Source organism: Sinomicrobium pectinilyticum (assembly GCF_003725735.1).
GTDB lineage: Bacteria > Bacteroidota > Bacteroidia > Flavobacteriales > Flavobacteriaceae > Sinomicrobium > Sinomicrobium pectinilyticum.
The window spans coordinates 1-24228 of record NZ_RJTM01000075.1; the positions used below are offsets into that span (position 1 = coordinate 1).

At 46.4% G+C, this 24228-nt stretch carries 13 protein-coding genes; 7 read left to right on the forward strand and 6 right to left on the reverse strand.

What is annotated here, in order from left to right; genetic code table 11:
- The first annotated feature begins 225 nt into the window (after positions 1–225).
- Complete coding sequence (locus ED312_RS11000; RefSeq protein ID WP_123216070.1) at positions 226–4215, forward strand: hybrid sensor histidine kinase/response regulator transcription factor; 3990 nt, start codon at positions 226–228, stop codon at positions 4213–4215.
- Positions 4216–4518: 303 nt separating this feature from the next.
- A complete protein-coding gene (locus tag ED312_RS11005) occupies positions 4519–5991 on the forward strand; it encodes a Gfo/Idh/MocA family protein (RefSeq protein ID WP_123216091.1) in 1473 nt (490 codons plus the stop codon).
- A gap of 508 nt (positions 5992–6499) precedes the next feature.
- Here the strand turns inward: ED312_RS11005 and ED312_RS11010 are convergent.
- The 3 genes from ED312_RS11010 to ED312_RS11020 all read right to left on the reverse strand — a co-directional run bounded on the left by ED312_RS11010 (position 6500) and on the right by ED312_RS11020 (position 10985).
- A complete protein-coding gene (locus ED312_RS11010) occupies positions 6500–7492 on the reverse strand; it encodes a patatin-like phospholipase family protein (protein WP_123216071.1) in 993 nt (330 codons plus the stop codon).
- A gap of 262 nt (positions 7493–7754) precedes the next feature.
- Positions 7755–8651 (reverse strand): patatin-like phospholipase family protein, encoded by an 897-nt coding sequence (locus ED312_RS11015; RefSeq protein WP_123216072.1) that lies wholly within the window; start codon positions 8649–8651, stop codon positions 7755–7757.
- A 240-nt stretch (positions 8652–8891) separates the two neighbouring features.
- Positions 8892–10985, reverse strand: a complete 2094-nt coding sequence (locus ED312_RS11020) for a M1 family metallopeptidase (protein ID WP_123216073.1) — start codon at positions 10983–10985, stop codon at positions 8892–8894.
- A gap of 359 nt (positions 10986–11344) precedes the next feature.
- On the opposite strand from ED312_RS11020, the gene recG reads away from it, so the two are divergent.
- Positions 11345–13450 (forward strand): ATP-dependent DNA helicase RecG, encoded by a 2106-nt coding sequence (gene recG, locus ED312_RS11030; RefSeq protein ID WP_123216075.1) that lies wholly within the window; start codon positions 11345–11347, stop codon positions 13448–13450.
- Between the two features lie 174 nt (positions 13451–13624).
- Here the strand turns inward: recG and ED312_RS11035 are convergent, their stop codons facing one another.
- Positions 13625–13906: a chaperone modulator CbpM gene (locus ED312_RS11035; protein ID WP_123216076.1), complete on the reverse strand. Its 282-nt coding sequence runs from the start codon at positions 13904–13906 to the stop codon at positions 13625–13627.
- Complete coding sequence (locus ED312_RS11040) at positions 13903–14820, reverse strand: DnaJ C-terminal domain-containing protein (protein ID WP_123216077.1); 918 nt, start codon at positions 14818–14820, stop codon at positions 13903–13905. The genes ED312_RS11035 and ED312_RS11040 overlap by 4 nt, the downstream gene beginning before the upstream one ends.
- A 359-nt stretch (positions 14821–15179) precedes the next feature.
- Here ED312_RS11040 and ED312_RS11045 point away from each other — a divergent pair, with 359 nt between their 5' ends.
- On the forward strand, positions 15180–17198 hold the full coding sequence (locus ED312_RS11045) for a S9 family peptidase (protein WP_123216078.1): 2019 nt from the start codon (positions 15180–15182) through the stop codon (positions 17196–17198).
- Between the two features lie 297 nt (positions 17199–17495).
- The gene (locus ED312_RS11050) at positions 17496–18191 is read left to right on the forward strand and encodes a DUF4412 domain-containing protein (protein ID WP_123216079.1); all 696 of its coding nucleotides are present in this window, start codon (positions 17496–17498) and stop codon (positions 18189–18191) included.
- Between the two features lie 66 nt (positions 18192–18257).
- Here the strand turns inward: ED312_RS11050 and ED312_RS11055 are convergent, their stop codons facing one another.
- Complete coding sequence (locus ED312_RS11055; RefSeq protein ID WP_123216080.1) at positions 18258–20033, reverse strand: MutS-related protein; 1776 nt, start codon at positions 20031–20033, stop codon at positions 18258–18260.
- A gap of 169 nt (positions 20034–20202) precedes the next feature.
- On the opposite strand from ED312_RS11055, the gene ED312_RS11060 reads away from it, so the two are divergent.
- Together ED312_RS11060 and pheT are read left to right on the forward strand one after the other, a co-directional pair.
- Positions 20203–21108, forward strand: a complete 906-nt coding sequence (locus tag ED312_RS11060; RefSeq protein WP_123216092.1) for an AEC family transporter — start codon at positions 20203–20205, stop codon at positions 21106–21108.
- A gap of 326 nt (positions 21109–21434) precedes the next feature.
- Positions 21435–23861 (forward strand): phenylalanine--tRNA ligase subunit beta, encoded by a 2427-nt coding sequence (gene pheT / locus ED312_RS11065; RefSeq protein ID WP_123216081.1) that lies wholly within the window; start codon positions 21435–21437, stop codon positions 23859–23861.
- Positions 23862–24228: the final 367 nt, after the last annotated feature.

Sequence of the window (24228 nt, forward strand, 5' to 3'; positions counted from 1 at the left end):
ACCCATTTAATGGGATTAAACAATTATCGTATTTCCTTCTTAATTTCTACCGGAATCTAAAGTATAGGAAGTCCCCTTTAAACGAGCCCCTGTTCATCTCATATTTTCCTCTAAATGGTTCAACTTCGTATTTTTACCCGAAATCGAGACGATTTGCACATATCTTGACACGATCGGGACAAATCAATTCCGTACATTTTGGTCATAAATTTCCGCCTTGGTAATATGAAACAGCTTCACATTTTTTTTATTCTTATTTGTATTGTAAACAGCCTCTACGGGCAGGATTATTATTTCAGAAATTACCAGGTCGAAAACGGCCTGTCGCACAATAGCATTACCTCCTCTCTCCAGGACCATAAGGGATTTATGTGGTTTGGCACCAAAGACGGTTTAAACCGTTTTGACGGCTACGATTTTAAAGTGTTTCAGCACAATCCCAACGACAGGACAAGCCTTGGCAATAACTTTATAAGCGTACTGCATGAATACGAAAATAATATATGGATTGGTACGAATGACGGGCTTTACCTTTACAGCCAGGAAAAAGAAGATTTCCGGCTGATAGACGGAACTTCCGGCATGGCCATTTATGACATCGTCCATGATGATAATGGCAACATATGGTATATCGCCTCCGGAAAACTCTACCGTATGGACGCTGCCACGCAACTGCACAAAGGCGTCTATGACTTTGTGGACTGCGGAAACATTATCAAAGCCCCGGACGGAAGTATCTGGATGTCCAATCCCCGGCAGCTCTTCCGTTATATTCCCTCCAACGATTCTTTCGAAAAGGCGGATATCAGGGATGCCGTAACCGAGGATCCCGGCTTTCACATCCTGAGGCTTTACGCTCCGGATACTTCCTCTGTTTTAATCGGTACCGTGAGACACGGGGCATTCCGTTATGACCTGGAAAGCGGAACGATAAGCAATTATTTTGAGGACATGCAAAAGCCTTTGTTTGTCCGCGATATCCTGAACAGCGATACGGAGATATGGTTTGCTACCGAATCGGGGATTTACATATATGACAAACAAAACGGCGGGTTTACCAATTTTCAAAAGAACTACAGTGATCTTTATTCCCTCTCCGATAATGCCGTCTACTGTTTTACCCGTGACCGTGAAGGCGGAATATGGGCCGGAACCTATTTCGGCGGTATCAATTACCGCCCCCGCGAGTTTTCACCTTTCAAAAAATACTTTCCAAAAAAAGGGGAAAACTCGATCAGCGGAAATGCTATCCGGGAAATACACCAAGACAAAAACGGCATTTTATGGATAGGTACGGAAGACGCCGGTATCAACAAATTAGACCTTTCCACAGGCGTGTTCGAAAGCTTTCTCGATAAAAATCCCGACGGGAAACCGTTTAACATTCACGGCGTCCTTCCTGTGGGTAATGAGATATGGGCAGGTACGTTTCAAAACGGTATCCAGGTACTCGATATCCGTAATGGCGACGTACTCCGCCAGTACAGGGAAGGAACACTGATATCCGATTTTGTCCTGGACATCTACCGGGCAAAAAACGGGGATATCTTCATTCTCACATCGGAGGGAATACAAACATACGACCCCGAAAAAGACAAATTCGAAACCTCGGACCACTTTCCGTCCGGAATTCACTATACCTGCATTATTGAAGATTCCGACGGTACATTATGGGCCGGGAGCATTATGCAAGGCGTATTTTTCTACAATCCCGGGACCAATGAAAGAGGTGTTCTCAAACATGCGAAAGACAATCCTTCGAGTATCAGCAGCAATTTTATAAACGGTATTTTCCGGGACAGCGATAACAACATCTGGATCACTACGGAAAACGGGCTTAACCTGCTGAACCGGGAAGATAATTCGGTAAAACGGTATATGAAATCGGACGGGTTGCCGGGCAATATCGTCTATACCGTACTGGAAGACAAGGAACACCGGTTGTGGATCAGCACCTCGAACGGGCTGGCGGAGTTTAACCGGAAAAAAAACCGCTTTAAGGTGTATACCAAGAACAACGGGCTGCTCAACGACCAGTTCAATTATGCATCCGGACTTGTTTCGGGGGATGGGACCCTATATTTCGGCAGTGTTTTCGGTATGGTCAGTTTCCGGCCCGATGAATTCAGGGAGAATACGTTTCGCGCCCCTGTACTTTTCACAGACCTGAAGATAAACAATGAAACCGTAAAAATAAACGACGTGGGCTCCCCCCTGAAAAAATCCGTTACCTTTTCCGAAGATATCCGGTTGACCCACGACCAGAAGACTTTCAGTCTCAATTTTGCCAACCTCAGTTTTACCGCCCCCAAAACCACCGAATACTTCTATAAAATGGAAGGGCTGGACCAGGACTGGTACGCCCTGGGAAAAAACCACGCCATCACCTTTACACAGCTGCCCGCCGGAGATTATACCTTAAAGATACGATCTCAAAACAGTGACGGACTGCAAGGTAAAACCATATCGCTCCATATAAAAATACTGCCTCCGCCGTGGTTTAGCTGGTGGGCATATCTCATTTATATCCTGGTCATACTACTTGTTACTTTATGGATTGTAAGGCAATATCACCGTTATTCCAAAAGCATATCGGCACGGGAACTCGCCATCATGAAAAGCAGGAAAGAAAAAGAGGTCTTTCAATCCAAAATCGACTTCTTTACGAATGTAGCCCATGAGATACGGACCCCGCTTTCCCTGATCCGTGCCCCTCTTGAAAAGCTATCGAATACCGAAAGACTGAATGAAAAAGCATCCTATTACCTGGATATTATGAACAAAAATACATCCAGGCTACTCGACCTGGTAAACGAGTTGCTGGATTTCCGAAAAGCAGAAACCGAAAACCTGAAGCTGTCATTTTCATATGCAAATATTTCCGGAATAATCCGCGGGATCAGGCAACAATTCGACACCGCAATACGGGATAAAGACATACAACTCATTGCTCGTGAACCACAGCAGGACATCTACGGCTTTGTAGATATAAAGGCTTTTCACAAAATTATAAATAACCTGTTTAACAATGCCGTCAAATACTCCGATAACAAAATCATCTTAACCCTCTCGGAAGAAGGTGAAAACCTGGAAGTACGTGTAAAGAATGACGGCAGAACCATTCCCGAGGCACATGCGGAAAGAATATTCGAGCCTTTCTTCCGCATGAGTGAGGACGGGGAACAACCGGGAACGGGAATCGGCCTTTCCCTTGCACATTCCCTTGCGGAACTTCATGGCGGTTCGCTGGTTTACGGAAAGGATGAGGACGGACTCAATCAATTTCTCCTGCAATTGCCTGTAATCCGTAAACACGAGGAAACCACGGTTACGGAACAACAAGTACAGGCGAATACGGAAGAAGAAACCGGGGAACTCTTACCCTCTCCCTCCGGCACTCATTTGCTCATAGCAGAAGACAACGCAGAACTGTTAAGTTTTATCGCCTCCGAATTCCGGGATGATTACCGGGTGCACACGGCAAAAAACGGGGAAACTGCTCTGCAGGTCATCCGGAACAACGATATCCAGATAGTCATAAGTGATATTATGATGCCGGGGCTTAACGGGCTGGAATTGTGCAAGGCCGTAAAAACATCGGTAGAAACCAGCCATATCCCCGTCATTCTGCTCACCGCCAAAGGCGCACTGAATGCAAAAATAGAAGGATTGGAAAACGGTGCCGATGCCTATATAACCAAACCCTTTTCCATGGAACACCTGAAAGTGCAGGTAAATACCCTCCTGGAGAACCGGAAACATATTATGCAGGCGTACTCCAGTAAGCCCCTGGCCTATCTGAAAAATGTGGCCCCTTCCAAAACCGAAAGCGATTTTATAAACCGGCTGGACGAGGTGATCATAGCCCATATTTCCGATCCGGATTTCAGTATCGAAACTATTGCGGACCGGTTAAGTATGAGCAGGGCCACATTATACAGAAAGATCAAAGCCATTTCCGACCTTACCCCGAACGAACTCATCAATATCACCCGTCTGAAAAAGGCGGCAGAATTGCTGGCCACGGACAATTACAAGGTTTTTGAAGTAGCTTATATGGTGGGGTACCGGAGCCAGAGCAGTTTCGGGCGCAATTTCCAGAAACAATTCAATATGTCCCCTACCGAATATGTACAACAGGTTAAGGCAAACGGAAAACAGGAGTGCCCCGAACACAAAAAAAACACTAAACCCCATACCAATGAAAACCGGTAATTGCGATTTTTCCAAATTGTATACATTCGTTCATTAATGTTTATTTTTTTTAAAAATTAATAATAAATTTGAAACTATTCGTAATTTAAGCCAGCCATTGGAATCATTTCAATAAAGTGTACATTAATAAGATGAATCGTACCTCGACGACTGAAAAAACACGACAAAATGGGTTCGATGACAGCGTAAAAAGATATGGCCGGGGATTTATGGAATTTGCCAGGCAGGAGAAAAGTTGCTTTCATGGTCATAAAAAAACAACAGGAAAAAATTTTAACCCAAATAACAAAAACAGTTTTAATTATGGAAGACAAGAATGGCAAAGGCCAATCAAAACCTTCAAATTCCAGAAGAAATTTTATTAAAAGTGCTTCTGTTGCCGCTGCCGGTTTTTACATCGTACCCCGGCACGTTTTAGGCGGTCCCGGTTTTATTGCTCCTAGTGACAAATTGCTCATTGCCGGTGTAGGTGCCGGCGGTAAAGGCGGTGACGATATCCGTAAATTTGCCGAAGCCGGTAATGCCGAAATAGCATTCCTGTGTGACGTGGATGATCGCCAGGCCAAGAAAAACAGAGAATTATTTCCAAAAGCCAAATATTATAAAGACTGGAGGGAGCTCTACGATAAGGAAAGTAAACACTTTGATGCCGTTTCGGTAGGCACACCGGACCATACTCATGCGATCATTGCATTTCACGCCATGAAAATGGGGAAACACGTCTATGTGCAAAAACCCCTTACCCACGATATTCACGAAGCCTATATGATGGGGGAAGCCGCAAAAAAATACAAGGTTGTTACCCAGATGGGAGACCAGGGATCTTCCAATGACGGTATTCGTATTATGAAAGAATGGTATGAAGCCGGGCTCATTGGAGACGTACATACCATCCATTGCTGGACCAACCGTCCCGTATGGCCGCAAGGTATAAAATGGCCCGACCAGAAACCTCCGGTTCCTGCAGGACTGGATTGGGACCTGTGGCTGGGAACCGCACCTTACAGGGATTATGAAGATATGGTCGTGCCGTTTAACTGGCGGGGCTGGTGGGATTACGGTACGGGGGCACTCGGCGATATGGCCTGCCACATCGTAGGGCCTGTATTCAAAGTACTGGACCTGGGCTTCCCTACCGAGGTGAACTGTAGCGTAAGTACGCCATATGTAGATAATTTCAAACCCGGATATTTCCCCGATAGCGCACCGCTTTCTTCTTCCGTACACTTCACCTATGAAGGTAAAAAAGGCGAAGAGATCAAACTGAACTGGATGGACGGAGGTATTCAGCCCGAACGTCCGGAAGAACTGGGCCCCAATGAAATTATGGGCGGCCATAACGATCTGGGCAACGGGGTTATTTTTGAAGGAACCAAAGGAAAAATGATGTGTGGTGTTTACGGGGATGACGCCCAATTACTCCCTACAAGCCGCAACCAGGAAATCAACGTTCCCCAGAAATACAAACGTATTCCCGGACAGGCCAACGGCCATTACAAACAGTGGATAGACGCTTGTATTGCCGGGTACGGACAACAGGAAGTGGACTCCCCGTTCGTAGGATATGCCGTGCCTCTTACACAGAGTATACTGATGGGTAACCTGGCTATCCGAAGCTTTAACTACAGGAAAGAAGTAGAAGGAAGGATCACCTACCCGGGAAGGGGAATTACCCTGAAATGGGACGGTGCCAACCGGAGAGTTACCAATTTTGAAGCCGCAAACCAGTACGTAAAACGCGATTACAGGGAAGGCTGGCCGGAACTGGAACTTTAAAAGTCATAAATACTGTCATAAGAGCGGAATCGGGAAAGGCCTCGGAGTCATTATTCCCCGGTTCCGTTTTTTTTAGCATCCCGGAGAATATAAAGAAGTTTTAATGCCTCTTATGCCCGCTCATCACTTCATACCCGGGGGCACGCGCTCAAACCCGGGCAGCCTGTTTCCGCCGTATTCCCCTGATTTTTCACCTATTTATTTAACGTGAATAATGTTTAAGCTTTATGGATTATAAGTGCTCAACTTATTTATTTTAAAGTTTTTAAAAAGCTCCTCGACTTCGACCCGGCTCAGCACAGCGTCTTGAGATGAAGGGAGGTGATCCTGATTTCAATCGGGATCGGAGGGTTTGAAATCCCAAACCACGGGAAAAACACAAAGGTTTGGAGATAAATCCGGGGCCGGGGCCTGGTCAAACTCCCCGCCCCGCAAGCGGGACACCCCTCTTCTCCCGATAGACATCGGGATGAAGAGGGGGAGCTTTTTTTCTTATCCCTTATTCACGTTATTTATTGTCAAAGCCGGTTTCTTCCGTTGTTGCCGAAGATATTTTTTCTACGGATGTAATGGCCCCGTTCACGGGTTCTTTTTCCTTTTCGGCCATTTGCTCTTCCAGTTTTTCCTGTTTTTCTTTGGCATACACAAGCCCCTGGTCCCACCAGGAAGCCATCAGCTTTTTATTGAATACCAGAGAGTTTTCGGTAAGCCTGGTCGGGGTATAATAAAGGTTCAGCTTTACATTTTTGTTGATTGCAGATAATTTTCCTTCCACAATATCGTGGAATTCCACCTGGTCCAGCAGAAACCCGAAAAGGTTTACCATCAGTGAAAAGGGGTTTTTCCCCAGTACTTTATTGTACTCCATATTCTCGGCTTCCAGAATAATGGCATCTACTTCCGTAGCTCCTCTTTTAATGGCCTCCCGGATAGGCACCACACATCCCAGCCCGCCGTCGGCATACTCAAAACCGTCCTTCTTGGCCAGGGACATGAAGGGAACATAATTGCAGGATATCCATATCCAATCACAAAAGTCCGCATAGCTGAAATCGTGAATGGACTTGTACTCCACCCTGTTTTTGGAAAGGTTGGATACGGTAATAATAACCTCTTTCCCCTGTTCCTTCACCCTGTAGAACTCTTCTTCCGTGAAGTTCTTTTTGATATTGCGTCTCAGGTTCTTGCTCTCACCAAAGGTTCGTTTTCCCTTTATCAGCTGCCACATCACGTTAAAATAATTGATGGACACATACTCACGGTCACCTTTTTTGCGGACCACAAAAGGATTGTTGCTGAATATTTTCCGTTGATTGACGGAAGTGTAAATGTCATATATCTTCGGAATGTTATTATCGGCAAGATGAGGAATCAGCAGACTTCCGGTAGAAGTTCCCACAAACATATCGTACTGCTTTTTCCGGTGCTCTATAAGGTATTGGGCCACCCCTCCGGCAAAAGCTCCTTTACTTCCGCCTCCGGATATTACTAAAGCTTTCATAATCTGTGTTTACTGGTTGTATTCGATATTTTCCCGGAATTACAGGGAATTGCATGTGTTATTCCACACTGCCGGGCGTCCCTGAAATTCATGTTTTTTTTTTCGTGAGTAATAATTTAATCCTTTTTAAACATGCTCTTAATTATTCTCTTATCAAAATACCGGGTTATTCAGGCAGCACCAGCAAATCCCTTTTCCCCTTAAATAACGTAAAAGATCACGATTTATGCTTCTTTTTCATCTCTTTTCTCCTCCTGTCCCATCAGATCTCCGAAGTTCCCTGGTTTTTCATCCTGGCATAATCATAACCGTTTTGCCACCATTTTGTCATTTTCTCTTTGTTAAAGATAAGAGAATTTGTGGTTAATACGGTTGGGGTGTAATAAAAATTGATTATCGCATCCTGGTGCGAAGCTACAAATTTTCCTATTCTTATATTCTGGTGTTCTATCCGGTCCAGCATAAAGCCAAACATGGTAGTCAGCAGGTCAAAAGCATTCCGCGAGGGCATCCGGTTCATATAATTGACTTCCGTATGGAGGATAATGGCATCAATCTCTTTAGCCCCTCTTCTTATCGCCTCCTCCAGGGGAACCATCGTAGCCAGTCCGCCATCTGCGTATTCGCACCCGTTTTTCCTGATCAGGCTCATAAACGGGGTGTAATTGCAGGATATCCATATCCATTCGCAAAATTCTTCGTAGTCTACATCATTAATGGACTTGTACTCTACCTGGTTGAGGGAAAGGTTGGACACGGTAACCACAATGTCCTTTCGCTGTTCCTTTAACGTATCGAACTCCTCTTGTGTAAGGGTATTCCTGATAAGGTCACGGAGGTTAAAGCTTTCTCCGAAGGTTTTGCTCCCTCTCAGAAAATTGCGTAGTACGCCAACGTGGTTTATGGCGATCTGCTGTGTCCCGTATTTTTCTTTGATCGTAAAAGGACAGTTACTGAAGATCTTATCCTGGTTAACCGAAGTATACACCCTCTTTATCTTCTCTACTTTCCGAAGTGCCAGATGCGATACCAAAAGGCTTCCCGTTGAAGTTCCGAGATATAACTGGTAGTCTTTCTGCAGGCTTTCGATAAGAAACTGGGCCACCCCTCCTGCAAAAGCGCCTTTGCTTCCCCCGCCGGATATGACTAATGCTCTCATAAGGCGGGAATTCCTATTTTAATATTAAACATGGACTGGTTGTTACAAGGAGATTTATATGCTTTGGTTTTACTGTGTTTAATAAATTCATTTAATTTTTTGTACCGATACATGGTCTAATTTATTTTTCAGCCTTTCGTAAAGCCCCTATCCGGTTCGAATTTTATCCTGTACCGGAGTATCAGTGCTATTTACCCCGGCTCCGGGTTTTATGACTTTATAATCAACTGATAATATCTCTTATTCCGGTATTATCCCTTTCAGAAACTTCCTTTCTTTCTCTCCCAATTTAGGAATTAATTTCCTTACCTCCTCTACATATGTTTCATTTTCCAAAAGACTCTTCAGTAACGCTCTCGAGCTCTGGGCAAAACTCCAGGTGCGGTGCACACACGCTTTGACCAGGTTTTCCAGCATTTCTTCATCCCCGAGCAGTCCTAACCGGCGCAGGATGGCAAAGGCATTCTGCCTTGTCTCATAAGGGTAACGTAACGAAGTATACCCTGTCAGTTCCTCCTTCCACGCCTTTTTCTGGCGGAAAACAGTTGTATCGCTACCGGACGGGTATACGGGGGATGACAAGGCCAGTGCCAGCCATAAAATACGGATATTCCTGTCTGTAAACCCCCGGATACCGGCCGTTCTGTCAAGGTAAACAGCTGCATCCTCATGAAAATTCATCCACAGCTTTATCAGTGCATTTTCTATTGTAACGTAACTGGGATCGGATAAAAGGGATTCGTATTCTGCTTTTAACGAAACCGGAACGGAATCCAGGCTCAGCGCCAGGGCCTGTCGCACGTGCAGATCTCCCGTGCGGAATAGTTCTCTGCTACGGTTCACCGCTACCGAATCCCGGTTCATTTGCATAATAATATCCTCTTTTAAAGGATAGTAAACATCAGAATCCAGTAATTCATCTCGTTTTTTCCGGCTGATTTTCCCTTCCTGAAAATCCGTAAGCTTCCGGATAAATTCATTTTTCCGCAGCGAGGCCATAGCTTCTTCCCGGGGAAAAACACTGTCCCGGAGCCAGCGGTCCGTAAAACCGGAAAGGTCCTTACCGGATATTTTTTCTACTTCATCCATAAAATCCGAAGTAACGGCAGTGCCATACTTATTTTTTTCCAGGTATCGGCGTACTCCCCGGCGGAATGCCCCGTCACCTGCTGTTTCTCTCAAACGGTGTAATACGAAAGCTCCTTTCTCGTAGAAGGTAAGGCTGCCTGCCCCGGCATTTAATACGGCCTCTCCTTTTCCGTTTTCCGACCGTGCCGCAAGGGTCTCGGCTGATTTATATAATTTCCAGTAATAATAATCTTCCCCGAAAACCTCCCGTTCCGCGAGGAGAGCATAATAGGTGGCGAAACCTTCCTGCAACCAATGGTGCTCATTGCTGCGCGCCGTTACCATATTGCCAAACCACTGGTGAGCAAGTTCGTGAGCATTCACATTGAGGTAATTCCGGTCGTTATACCCTACGGAATCTACCATAAAAGTATCGGCAAAAAGGGTGAGCGTGGTGTTCTCCATACCGGCATGCAAAAAATCGCGTACGGGTGCCTGTTTGTAGTTCTGCCACGGATAGGGTATGCCAATCTCCTTTTCCAGGAAATCGAATATCCTTTTGGTATACCGGTAAGTGGGTTCCGCTTTGTCCTTGTCTTCCGGGTAATAGTACATTTCCATAGGTACACCACCCCGCGAAACATCCCTGATCATATCGTATTTCCCTATCGCCAGGGCCAGCAGATAACTGCTCATGGGGTGCTGCATATTGTATTTCCAGGTGATTAAACTATCCCTTTCCTCAATACCATCTAAATTACCGTTGGCCAACACTTTATATTCCCTACCGAATGTAACGAAAAGGTCAAATTCCACTTTTTCGCTGACATCGTCAAAAGAAGGAAACCAGTTGCTCGTATATCTTCCCTGCCCCTGGGTCCAGACCTGTCTTGTCCCTTCTTCAAGACCCCATCCCGTAAAATACATCGCTTTTTCAGGGATGGCCTTATATGCAAAAGTCAGCCTGTTCTGTTGCGATGTATCCTGTGCGGAAAGTATCCACAACCTGGAATTATCATTGCGGAACTTTACTTCTTTCCCGTTGAGTTTCACCTTGTCGAAAGTCATTTTCCGGGCATCAATGTAAAAGGAATCCACCGGGTGCAGGACATCGAAAAAATAGGTGACCTCGCCGGTAACTTCCTCCCTGTGCGGATCTATGGCGATATTCCCCTCGGCACGGGTGAAATCGATATTCCCGGTCTGTTGTGCAAAAATGTACAGACCGTTAAGGAGCAACATGAAATACAACAGTAATTTCTTCATATGCGGAATTTCGTAAGCCGTGCCCTAAATTACATATTCGGCACCAATCCCAAAATATTTCGGGCAGAATTAACAGGGGAAAATTGGGGATTTCAAGTACCAGGTTTCAGGTTCCAGGTTTCAAAGAACAAAGCGAGGTGGCTGAGTGTCCCGGCTCCGCCGGGATGTATCGAAGCCACCGGGGTTGCAGGTTCCTGGGCAAAGCCGAAGCGCAGATTTGGATCCCCGAGCACCGTCGAAGGGCAGGTTCCGGGTTTCGGATGTGGGTTCTCCTCAACTCCAAAACTCCAAAACTTTTGTACCTGATCCATTCCATCCCCGGTACGTACATTTAAGGTTTATTAATTATCTTCGTCCTTATGAATCCTAACCTGTTGCAAACTCCTATTGATTACCTGAAAGGTGTGGGGCCCAACCGGGCCGACCTGCTCCGTGGGGAACTGGGCATTCATACCTACCAGGACCTCATTAACCTGTTCCCGAACCGCTATATAGACCGTACCCGGTATTACAAGATACGCGAACTGCAGGAAAACACATCGGAAGTGCAGGTTATCGGCAAGATCGTACACCTGAAAACGGTAGAACAGAAAAGGGGAAAACGACTCGTGGCCACCTTTGTGGACGATACGGGAGAAATGGAACTGGTATGGTTCCGCGGGCACAAATGGATACGGGAAAGCATACGTATTAATGTTCCCTATGTCATCTTTGGCCGTTGCAACCGTATCGGGCACCAGTTTTCCATGCCTCACCCGGAGATGGAGCTGCTTACGGAACACGAAAGCAGCCTTCGCACCGCCATGCAGCCCGTCTATCCGTCAACCGAGAAACTGGCGAACAAAGGGATTACCAACCGGGTTATCAACAAGCTGATGCAACAGTTGTTTACCGAAACAGGCGGCAGATTTACCGAAACCCTGTCCCCTGCCCTTCTCGGGGAACTAAGTCTGATATCCAAACAGGCTGCCCTTTTTAACATTCATTTTCCGAAAAGCCAGGAGCTGCTTGCCAAAGCACAGTACCGGTTAAAGTTTGAAGAACTGTTCTATATCCAACTGCAGCTCCTGATAAAAAATCTCATACGGAAACAAAAGATCAAGGGCTATATTTTTGACCGTGTAGGCGAACATTTTCACAGTTTTTATGACGATCACCTGCCCTTTTCCCTTACGGGCGCACAGAAAAGAGTTATCAAGGAAATCCGGCACGACCTGGGTACGGGCGCACAAATGAACCGGTTACTCCAGGGCGATGTGGGTTCCGGAAAGACCATCGTTGCCCTTATGGCTATGCTGCTCGCCCTCGACAACGGGTTTCAGGCCTGTATTATGGCGCCGACAGAGATACTTGCCACACAGCACTTCAACGGCATTAAAGAACTGGTCGGGGACCTGGGGATAAACATCAAATTGCTTACGGGGTCCACAAAAACTTCGGCCCGGACGGAAATACATGAACAACTCCTGAGCGGGGAACTGCATATTCTTGTAGGTACGCATGCCCTGCTGGAAGACAAAGTGAAATTCCACAACCTGGGACTGGCTGTTATTGACGAACAGCACCGTTTCGGTGTGGCCCAGCGGGCCAAGTTGTGGCATAAAAATACCATTCCGCCCCATATCCTGGTAATGACCGCCACACCCATTCCCCGAACCCTCGCCATGAGCCTGTACGGGGATCTGGACATTTCGGTGATCGATGAGCTCCCGCCCGGACGAAAACCGGTGAAAACCGTCCATCGTTTTGACAGTAACCGGCTGAAAGTATTCCGTTTCCTCAAAGAAGAGATTGCCAAAGGCCGGCAGGTATATGTGGTTTATCCGCTGATACAGGAATCCGAAAAAATGGATTATAAAGACCTCATGGACGGTTATGCCAGTATAGAACGGGAATTTCCCAAACCGGAATACCAGATATCCATAGTGCACGGACAGATGAAACCTGCCGACAAAGATTATGAAATGGACCGTTTTGTACGGGGTGAAACGCAGATTATGGTGGCTACTACCGTGATCGAGGTAGGCGTAAACGTACCCAATGCCTCCGTGATGATCATTGAAAGTGCGGAACGTTTCGGACTGTCACAACTACACCAGCTTCGCGGAAGAGTGGGCCGCGGAGCAGAACAGAGCTATTGTATCCTTATGACCGGCCACAAACTTTCCGGCGACTCCAAAACCCGCCTGGAAACCATGACCCGCACCAATGACGGTTTTGAAATCGCAGAGGTAGACCTTAACCTCCGGGGTCCCGGCGATATTATGGGAACACAACAAAGCGGGGTACTGCATCTCAAAATAGCTGATATCGTCAAAGATAACCAGATACTGAAAGCTGCACGCTACTATGCACAACAACTGTTAAAACGTGATCCTTCCCTGGCTGCGGAAGAAAATAAGGTCATACGGTATACCTACGGACAGTTAAGCAAACACAAAAATATCTGGAATTATATAAGTTAGTGTGTAAAGGGAAACTGTTTCTTTGTTTACTCCTTCCTGGTGCTCGTTTGCAACGAGTGCCCATCGTAAAAGCGTTTGTAACGCCCCTTAAAATAAAAACTACCGAGGTAAAAAAGCATTACAAATGCAGGAAAAAACAGGTACTCGTTGCAAACGAGCACCAGATTCCCCGAACTATCCCCTCTTGTTCCGAAGTCGTATCACTTCATTCTGCAGTTCATCTATACGCTGTAACAGGTGATGTACGGCATTCAGTCCTTCCATATTGATCTGCAGGTCGTAATGTAACCGCATCAGTTTTTCCACATGGGGCAAATGGTTACTGTACAAAAACTCTTCCTTGTCCCGGTTCACGATCTCCACAAGATCAAAAGCCGCCAGCTGACGGATAAAAGTTACCTCTATTTTATGGGACGTACAAAAAGTAGTGATGGATATTAACTCTTCCTGGCTCATGCTCTCCGTTTTTGAAGTTCCTCAAATAATTTTTTCTCTTCCGCCGTAAGCTGTTTCGGGATTTTGATGTTATAGGTAAGGTAAAGGTCTCCGAAGCTTCCTTCCTTTTTATACACCGGAAAACCTTTTCCTTTTAATTTTACTTTCGTCCCGTTTTCGGTTTCCGGTTTCACGTTCAGTTTTACTTTACCGTCAAAGGCAGGCACCGTTATTTCGCCCCCCAGTATTGCAGTATAAAGGTCCAGGTCCGCTTCGGAATAGAGATCGTTCCCTTCCCTTCGGAATGCCGTACTGTTATTAATGACAAAAGTGATATAAAGATCTCCTTTCGGTCCTCCGTTAATGCCATCCCCTCCGTGCCCGGCTATCTTAATAGTCTGCCCGTTTTCCACTCCTGCGGGAATGGTCAGGCGGATGTTTTTGCCATTAACCGTCAGCGTACGTTTATGGGTTGTATATACCTCACGAAGGTCCAGGTGAAGTTCCGCATTGAAGTCCTGTCCGCGGAAACCGGTCGTCCTTCTGCTTCTCCTTCCGGCAGTTCCCCCGAACATGGATTCGAAGAAATCGGAAAAATCTTCGGCATCTCCGCCGGTATAAGTATACTGCCGGGACCCTCCTCCCGGTCCGGAGCTTCCGGCCCGGCCGGATTGTTGCTGTCTACGCCTTGCTTCTTCGAAAGCCTCCGCATGTTCCCAGTCTTTACCGTACTGATCGTATTTTTTGCGTTTCTCCGGGTCTCCCAGTACTTCATTGGCTTCGTTGATCCGCTGAAATTTCTGTTGTGCTTCCTTGTCATTCGGATTGAGGTCCGGGTGATATTTACGGGCCAGTTTCCGGTACGCCTTTTTTATATCATCCTGGCTGGCATTCCTGTCAATCCCGAGTTCTTTATAGTAATCTATGTATTCCATATCAAAAAGCTATTATCACCTTAAAGATACGGACAATTTAACGGTTTCAGGCCGTGTAAAAAAATTAAAATCCCTCAGGACAGGGCAAACGAGCTAAAGAATAATGAGAAGCAGTTCAACATCTCCGTGTATCTCTGTGAAATAGTTATTACACAAACCTGTCTGGCCGGCAAAGGCAGGGTTGCACAAAGAAGCACAGAGTTACACAGAGCAGAAAAACGACATTAAAAACCATTGATAATCAGTAACGTAAATTCTTAATGCATTTACCCCGGGTACTTCCTTCTCACCTTAGTATATCACGGGTAAAATTCGTATTTTGGCAACAACTAACTTCAAGTTCAATAATAATCCATGTTATGAAAGTAAACCCTCTGCTACTCCTGCTTTTATGCTGTAATGCGCTCTTTGCCCAGATTTCCGGTAAACTGGAACTGAAAGATATATTTGACCTCGAATACATTTCCGGTCCCGCAATTTCACCGGACGGGAAGAAAATCGTCTACGTACGCCACTTTTCCGATATCATGACGGATAAAAACCTGTCCAATCTCTGGATAATGAATGCGGACGGAAGCAACAACAGGCCTTTGACAACGGGCAACCATAACGATACACAACCGGTATGGTCGCACAATAGTGAAATGGTCGTCTATAAATCCGATAAAGACGGTAAGGTACAACTGTACCTGCACTGGCCGGATAACGGGAATGAAATAAAACTGACCAATAGCGTAACCACTCCCGGCAGTGTTAGTTTTTCCCGGGATGACAGCTACCTGGCTTTTAGCATGTTTATACCTTCCCGCAAAAAACAACCCGCCATTCAATTACCCGAAAAACCGGAAGGCGCCACGTGGAACGACCCGCCCAGGTATATCGACGATTTAAAATACCGCGCGGACGGAAGCGGGTACCTGAAAGAAGGATACTCCCATATCTTCACCCTGCCTGTTACCGGCGGAACACCGAGGCAACTGACTTCCGGGGACCTGAATTACGGTTCCCCCGTATGGGACAAAGACGGCAAGCACCTGCTCTTTGCCGCCAACCTTCACAACGACCGGGAATACGAACCCAATAACAGTGAAATCTATCGCATTTCCGTAAGCACGGGTACCATGGATACCCTGACAACGAGAAAGGGGCCGGACAGGAACCCTGTCGTCTCTCCCGATGGTAAAACCATCGCTTACCTGGGGCATGACGAACGCTATATGGGCTACCAGATAACCCGGTTATACCTAATGAACAGCGACGGCTCTTCACCGGAACTTATCTCCGGTAATTTTGACCGGGATGTGCGAAACATTTACTGGGCAAAAGACGGAAAATCACTTTATTTCCAGTACGACGAAAAAGGAGATACCAAAATAGGCTCCATAGACCTGAACGGAAAGGTAAAAACCCTGGTAGAAGGCGCGGGCGGACTCACATTGGGACGTCCGTATAATGCAGCCGATTTTTCCGTTTCCTCCAACGGTACCATCGCTTATACGCTGGGCGGAACACAGCATCCGGCAGACCTGGCTGTTCTCAACGGAAAAAGCTCGTCACGGCTGACGGATGTGAATAAAGACATATTCGATTACAAAAAAACGGGAAAGGTAGAAGAAATATGGTATAAATCTTCTTTTGACGGTAAAGACATACAGGGCTGGATCGTTACCCCACCCGGTTTTGATCCCGGCAAAAAATATCCCCTGATACTGGAAATCCACGGCGGGCCTTTTACCAGCTACGGTTCTGTCTTTTCCGCCGAGATACAAATGTATGCCGCCCGGGGTTACGTGGTTTTGTACACCAACCCTAGGGGAAGTACCGGCTACGGTGAAGAATTCGGTAACCTGATACACCACGATTACCCGAATCACGACTATGACGACCTGATGAGCGGTGTGGACGAAGTTATTAAAAAAGGATATATAGATACGGAAAACCTGTTTGTCACCGGCGGAAGCGGCGGCGGTGTACTTACGGCATGGATCGTAGGGCATACCGATCGTTTTGCGGCGGCCGTGGTGGCCAAACCGGTAATTAACTGGTACAGCTTCGTACTGTATGCCGATAACCCGGCATACTTTGCAAAATACTGGTTCGGTGAATTTCCGTGGGATAACCCGGAACCATACCTCAAACGCTCCCCCCTTAGTTATGTGGGTAATGTGACCACTCCGACCATGCTGCTCACGGGAGAATCGGACTTCCGCACTCCCATACCCGAATCCGAACAGTTTTATACCGCGCTAAAACTCCGTAAGGTAGATGCTGCCATGGTACGTATTCCCGGAGCTTCGCATGGTATCACATCCAGGCCGAGTAACCTTATAGGTAAAGTTGCCGCCGTATTGTCCTGGTTCGACAAGCACAAACAATAACGATACCGGAAGATGCCTGAAAACCGGTCAAATCTGTCATTTCGATTGAAACCGGGAAATATATCGGACTAAAAGTCTCTCCTGCCACGGATATATGAACAGCTCCCTTAAAATTATCCGTGTATCCGTGGCTAAAATGTATTGAAGCAAGATAACTGCTACAAACTTCTTTTCCTTTTCCCTGAAAGAAACGACGTCACAAAATCAGGAATATTCTTTCCCCGAATCCGGTTTATGTAAATCCGTATCGTATATTTACATTTTATGAACTCGTCTTGAGTTCTATAATCATTCGACATGAACAACACACTGAAACACCTGCTTTTTATTGCGACATTTATCCTGGGACCGGCAACGGTATGTGCCCAGAAAATATTTGATAACGGGGCCATTACATACAAGATGACCACCAGGGCACAGGACCCTCAGGCCGGGGAAATAGCCATGGAAGCCGACGTGGAATTCCATATTGCCGAAAAAGAAGCCAGGACCGCCATGACCATGAATGTCATGGGTATGGCCATAAAGATGGAAAGCCTTATCAATTCGGAAAGCCGCACCGGGCTGGTACTTATGGAATTCTTCGGGCAGAAAATGGCCGCCAGGGTTACACCGGATGACTACGACGACCTGGTTCAAAAGAACAAGGACTTCGAAGTGGAAAAAGTAGTCCCTGCTCATGAAACCAGGGAAATTCTGGGTTATTCCTGTAAAAAGGCGATAGCCACGACAAAAGAAGGTATGGAACTGGAAGTGTATTACACGGAATCCATAAAACCCGTATCTATCGACGGCCTGGGGAACATCAATATGAAAGGTATCAACGGATTGCCCCTGGCGTATACCATGCAGACCCCGGATGCCCATCTCACCTTTGAAGCCACAAAGATTAAAGAAGGTGATGTAGACCCCTCGGATTTTAATTACGATATTCCCGAAGGATATGAAGAAATATCCTATTCACAATTAAGCCGGATGAGCAGCGGTATGTAATCCGCAAACGGAAATTCTGATTTTCACAACACACCCCGGAAGGTATTATCCGGAAAAGAACCTTGACTAATCATCTATGATTTCCATTTTACGGAGCAGAAAAGAAGCATTCATATTCCGGCAGATGCCTTCTTTGAACTTATAGTCGAAATACAGTTCATCCCCGACGATTTCGGCATCAAAATAATGGTTTTTCACCTGCGGGATATTCTTTGCGGTCTCACAAAGGCTTAAATCATGTGTGGCTATAATACCCGTTGCATGAGAAGCCACCAGTTTTTCGACAAACTTCCGGGAACCGATGGCCTTATCCGTGCTGTTGGTTCCTTTGAGTATTTCGTCAAGTACAATAAAATAATCATCTTTCTTAATCTCGTCCACAACAAATTTCAACCGGCTAAGTTCCGCATAAAAATACGAGGCTTCATCTGCCAGAGAGTCTACCGTCCGCATACTGGTAATAAGTTTTACAGGCGTATATTCACAGGTGTCGGCACAGACCGGGAGTCCGGTATTGGCCATGACAATCTGCAGGGATACCGTACGCAGAAACGTGCTTTTCCCGGCCATATTAGCCCCTGTAATGATAAAGAATTCTTCTCTTTGAATACGGTAATCGTTTTTTACAGCTTCCGCGGGATCGATCAGGGGATGCACGGCCCTGGTAGTCCTGAGGATATTTTCTCCCGAAGTAATATCGGGAAAAACATAGCCCGGGTGGTTAAATGCAAAATTTCCGAGGGAATTAAAAGCATCCGTAAAGTGAATAACTTCAAACCAGTCCTTCACTTTATCCCCGTAAGCAGTTATCCATTTTTCCAGCTTATAAGACTGGTTCAGGTCCCACAACAGAAAACCGTTGCCTATAGCTCCGAAAATAAGGTTATTACGCTGGTCCAGGGCATCTATGGTCTTTGAAAATTCCCGTAAAACAGCCGAAGCTTTCCCGGACGACTGTTTAACCTCCTCCTGCCGTACCCGAAGCAGCTCCGAGGAAAATTCCTCCTTCTCAATAACCGCAAGCAACTGATAATACTGATGAAAAGTATCCTGCACTTTAGCGACATGCATGGAAAGCTGATTGATCTTTTTCAGCCTGGTTGTGGTTATTGCCAGCCCCAGCAGAAAAAACATGAAAACGGTGAACCCGGAAACAAAATCAAGGAAATACAAGCTTATAAGACAGACGGAGATCACCGAAAAAAACGTTGGAAACCACCGCATAAACGAAGGAAGAAAGGTCCGGTAATTTTTCAGCCAGTCTGTAATAGCCCCTGCGGACGTCTCCGTATTTATCATTCGTGCGATTGCGGTGAATTCATGGCGGAATTCTATTTTTCCCCCAAGTTCCCGGACAGCTTCCTGTTTGAGAGGAATATCCCCGGTATCGTTTGATGTTAATAACTCCGCCAGTTTTTTCCTTCCCGAGGTCAGCGCCGTACGGTTCAGGTACTGAAAAAACGAACGGCTCCCAAAAAGATCGATGTCCTGACTAAAGGCATGTGCAGCATCCGCAAATTCATTTCCCTCCGGCAGGTGACCGAAAAGACGGTACAGGACCTCTATCTCCGTTTCATTGAGGGTTATCAGCTCCTGCAACTTCCGTTTTCTCCGTTGCAGATTGGTATGCCGGGATACCAGGAAGAGGAAAATAACAATTCCCGTCAGGATACCCCCCGCCATGAGCCTGATATTACCAAAGAAACTGTAAACAAGGAACAGAAAAGCGAAAAAGACCACCAGCCGGAAGATACTTGAGACCAGCAGCTGTTTTTTTACCTTGTCCAAGGTTTCCTGATATTGCCTGATATTATTTTGGTAGACCGATAAAGGTGAGCTCATGGAAAAGAATTACTTTGGATAAATGGCTAAAATACGTAAAGTTTGTTATTTTTTCGGCTTGGGAGCCGGGAGTTTTGGAGTGCGGGAACAGGCACCTGTTCTTCCTGCTTCGGTTATTTGGTTCATACCTCCTATCTTTGCCCTTCGAATAATAACAATTCACCGGCACATGACCAATTTTATTCTTATTGCCGTCTGTATCCTCTCCGGTATCCTGGTAAAACGCTATAAGGCGCTGCCTCCGGATAGTTTTAAATCGGTCAATGCCTGGTTGATCAATATCGCCCTGCCTGCAGTGGCACTGAAATACCTGCCGCAAATGGAGTGGACGGAAGAACTGTTGCTCCCGCTGCTTATGCCCCTGGCCGTATGGACGGGTGCATACCTGTGTATCCGCGCATTGGGCAGGGCCCGTACTTTGGATAAAGAAACCCGGGCCGTTCTGTTGCTTACTGCAGGACTGGGGAATACCTCTTTTATCGGCTTTCCGCTTACACAGGCTTATTTCGGCGATGAAGGGCTTCCCGTTGCCGTGTTCTACGATCAGGTAACTTTTATCATTATCTCCACCCTGGCTATTTTCACCGCGGTAAAAGCGTCCAATGGCGGCAGTTTTCACCCGCGTGCCACCCTGAGAAAAATATTCTCCTTCCCTCCTTTTATAGCATTTATCCTGGCTTTTGTACTGCCCGAGTACTTCTCCTTCGACCCCATACTCCCGGTACTGAATGCACTGGCGGCCACACTCGTACCATTCGCCCTTTTTTCCGTAGGCATGCAACTCCCCCTGAAAGACTGGAAGACCGACCGCGGACTGATCGCTTTTGCCTTATCCTATAAACTTGTCCTCGCTCCCCTGTTCCTCTTTGCCATATGCCTGCTCTTCTCCCTGAAAGGACTTACTGCACAGGTTAGCGTATTCGAAGCCTCCATGGCGCCTATGGTCACCGGTGCCATCATAGCCATCGACCACAACCTGAATCCTCCCCTGGCCAACAAGATACTGGGAATCGGTATACTGACCTCTTTTTTTACTACTTTCATATGGTCGCTCGTACTTCCGGCTATTGGTTAGCGAGGGAGGTTCCAAGTTTCAGGTTTCAAGTTTCAGGTTTGGCCTTGGCCTTGCCTGAATAAGGTTGCAAAGCTCCCCACGAAGGTGGCTGAGTGACAGCCGTAGGCTGTTGTACCGAAGCCACCGGAGTTCCAGGTTTGACACACGGACATCCGCAGCCAGTAAATTCCCGACTCCCCGATTAAAAATTCTCCTGCATTATTCGGCAAAGATCACTTTTATAGGAATTTCATAACTATTATCTTTGCCCTTCGGTAGAAGAAGAAAATACGGATAAGACTTCATTCGTCTGCCGGTTAACCTGTAAGCTACAAATTTCGAAATAGATGAAAATATCCTACAACTGGCTTAAGCAGTTCATTAAACTGGACTGGGAAGCGGAGAAAACCGCGGAACTCCTCACAGACCTCGGCCTGGAAATAGAAGGCATTACACCTTTCCAATCGGTTAAAGGCGGACTGAAAGGTGTTGTGGTGGGCCAGGTGTTATCCTGCGAAAAACACCCCAATGCAGACAGGCTTAAAGTAACCAAAGTAGATTTGGGTAATGGCGAAGCGGTACAGATCGTATGTGGCGCCCCCAACGTGGCGGAAGGGCAGAAAGTGCCCGTAGCGACTATAGGGACTACCCTCTACGATGAGAAAGGGCAGCCCTGGAAAATCAAAAAAGGAAAAATCCGGGGTGAAGAGTCCCACGGTATGATCTGTGCGGAAGACGAACTCGGCCTGGGAAAAAGCCACGACGGTATCATGGTGCTCGATGAAAATCTCGCGCCCGGAACACCGTGCAGTGAAATATTCAAGGTAGAGGACGATATTGTTTTTGAAATAGGGCTTACGCCCAACCGTGCCGACGCCATGAGTCACTTCGGTGTGGCCAGGGACCTGCGTGCAGGACTCATACAACAGGATATTCATCTGGAAATGATAACACCCTCGGTGAGTAGCTTCCGGGTAGACAACAGGACATTGCGGATAGATGTGGATGTGAAGGACAAAACCCTCGCTCCCCGTTATGCCGGGGTTACCATATCCGGCCTGAAAGTCCTGCCATCCCCCCAATGGCTGCAAAACAGGCTGAAAGCTATAGGGATTACCCCGAAAAACAATGTTGTAGATGCGACCAATTATGTACTCCACGAACTGGGGCAACCCCTGCATGCCTTTGATACGGCTAAAATAGCAGGGAACAAGATCATCGTCAAAACTGCGGAGCCGGGGACAAAATTCACTACCCTCGATGATGTGGAAAGAGAACTCAGCCCGGAAGACCTGGTGATCTGCGATGCGGAAAAGCCGATGTGTATAGCCGGGGTTTTCGGAGGGGCTCATTCTGGCGTTAACGAAAATACCACGGGTATTTTCCTGGAAAGCGCTTACTTTAACCCTGTATCTGTCCGTAAGTCCGCAAAAAGACACGGACTCAATACCGACGCGTCTTTCCGTTTTGAAAGAGGAATAGATATCAATACCGTAGAATATGCGCTCCGAAGGGCCGCACTGCTCATCCAGGAAGTGGCCGGGGGAGAGATCACCAGCGATGTGGTGGACCTGTACCCTAAAAAGTTCGAGGATTTCCAGGTATTCCTGCACTATCAAAAAATAAACCGCCTTATCGGCCAGAACCTGCCCGAAGAAGTGGTAAAATCCATTCTCAGCTCCCTGGAGATCAAAGTAAACAACATCACCGAAGCCGGAATGGGCCTTACCATCCCCTCCTATCGTGTAGACGTACAGCGGGAAGCGGATGTCATAGAAGAGATACTCAGGGTATACGGATATAACAATGTAAAATTCGGGGAAAAACTGAATGCTTCCGTATCGAACTCTTCCCGTTTTGAAGATTACAAGATACAGAACAAAATAGCAGACCTGCTTGTCGCAAGGGGCTTTTTTGAGATCATGGCCAACTCGCTGACCTCACCGCGGTATAATGAACTGTCAGACAAAATAAAAGAAGAGAACAACGTCACTATGCTCAATCCGCTGAGTAATGACCTTTCGATCATGCGAAGGACATTACTCTTCTCCGGACTGGAGGCCATTGCCTATAATATAAACCGCAAGCGGGCCGATCTCAAACTGTTCGAATTCGGAAAATCATACCACCAGTTCGGTAAAGAACGGGTTGAGAACAAGCATCTCGCCCTGTTCTTTACCGGGAACAAGAACGAGGAAAGCTGGAATACAACGGCCGATAAAACCGGGTTCTTTCACGCAAAAGGTATCGTAACCGCCATACTGGAACGCCTCGGTTTCGGAGATATGAAATTTACTCCCGTAAAGAACGATATCTTCTCCGAAGGGATCACCTTTAACCTGGACAAAGCAAAACTTGTGGATATAGGAGTTGTCCGGAATGACATTCTCAAAGCTTTTGATATTAAGCAGGAAGTACTGTATGCCGATTTTTACTGGGACAATATCCTCGAATACCTGCAAACTTCGGGCATGAAGTACACCGATATCCCCAGATTTCCGGAAGTACGCAGGGATTTTGCCCTTCTGCTGGACACTTCTGTGAAATTCAGCGACATCTATACGACTGCAAGGCAGACCGAAAGCCACCTGCTTAAAAATATCAACCTGTTTGATGTTTACGAGGGCGACAAACTTCCGGAAGGCAAGAAATCCTATGCCGTAAGCTTCGTCTTCCAGGACGGAGGCAAAACCCTTACGGATAAACAGGTAGATAAGATCATGGAGAAATTCCGCGACGCCTTCGAAAAACAATTACAGGCCGAATTGCGTTAGTAACCGGACTGGTTCCCGATTAAGACAAAAGGCAAAACAGATGAAAAAAGCACATTGTTTTGCCTTTTTTCATCTGTTTTCCCTTTTATACAACTTCCCCTCTTGCTGTTTTCCATGCAGCCGTATCCGAAAAAAGCTGTTTTCCCCCGGCTTTCTGCGATGCCCTTAAATAATTTTCCGGTCCGTACGTTTTTCGACCCCACAAGAGGAAACCCTGCAATTCCCTAATTTCCCGGGAAATTCATAGTTTTTGATAATCACAAAACTATCAATCATAATCAAAATCGATTTTGATATTATAATATTTTATTACCGGAATGGGGTAAAGGCAGTTTTTTTAGTAATTTTAGACAGGTTAACTTACGTA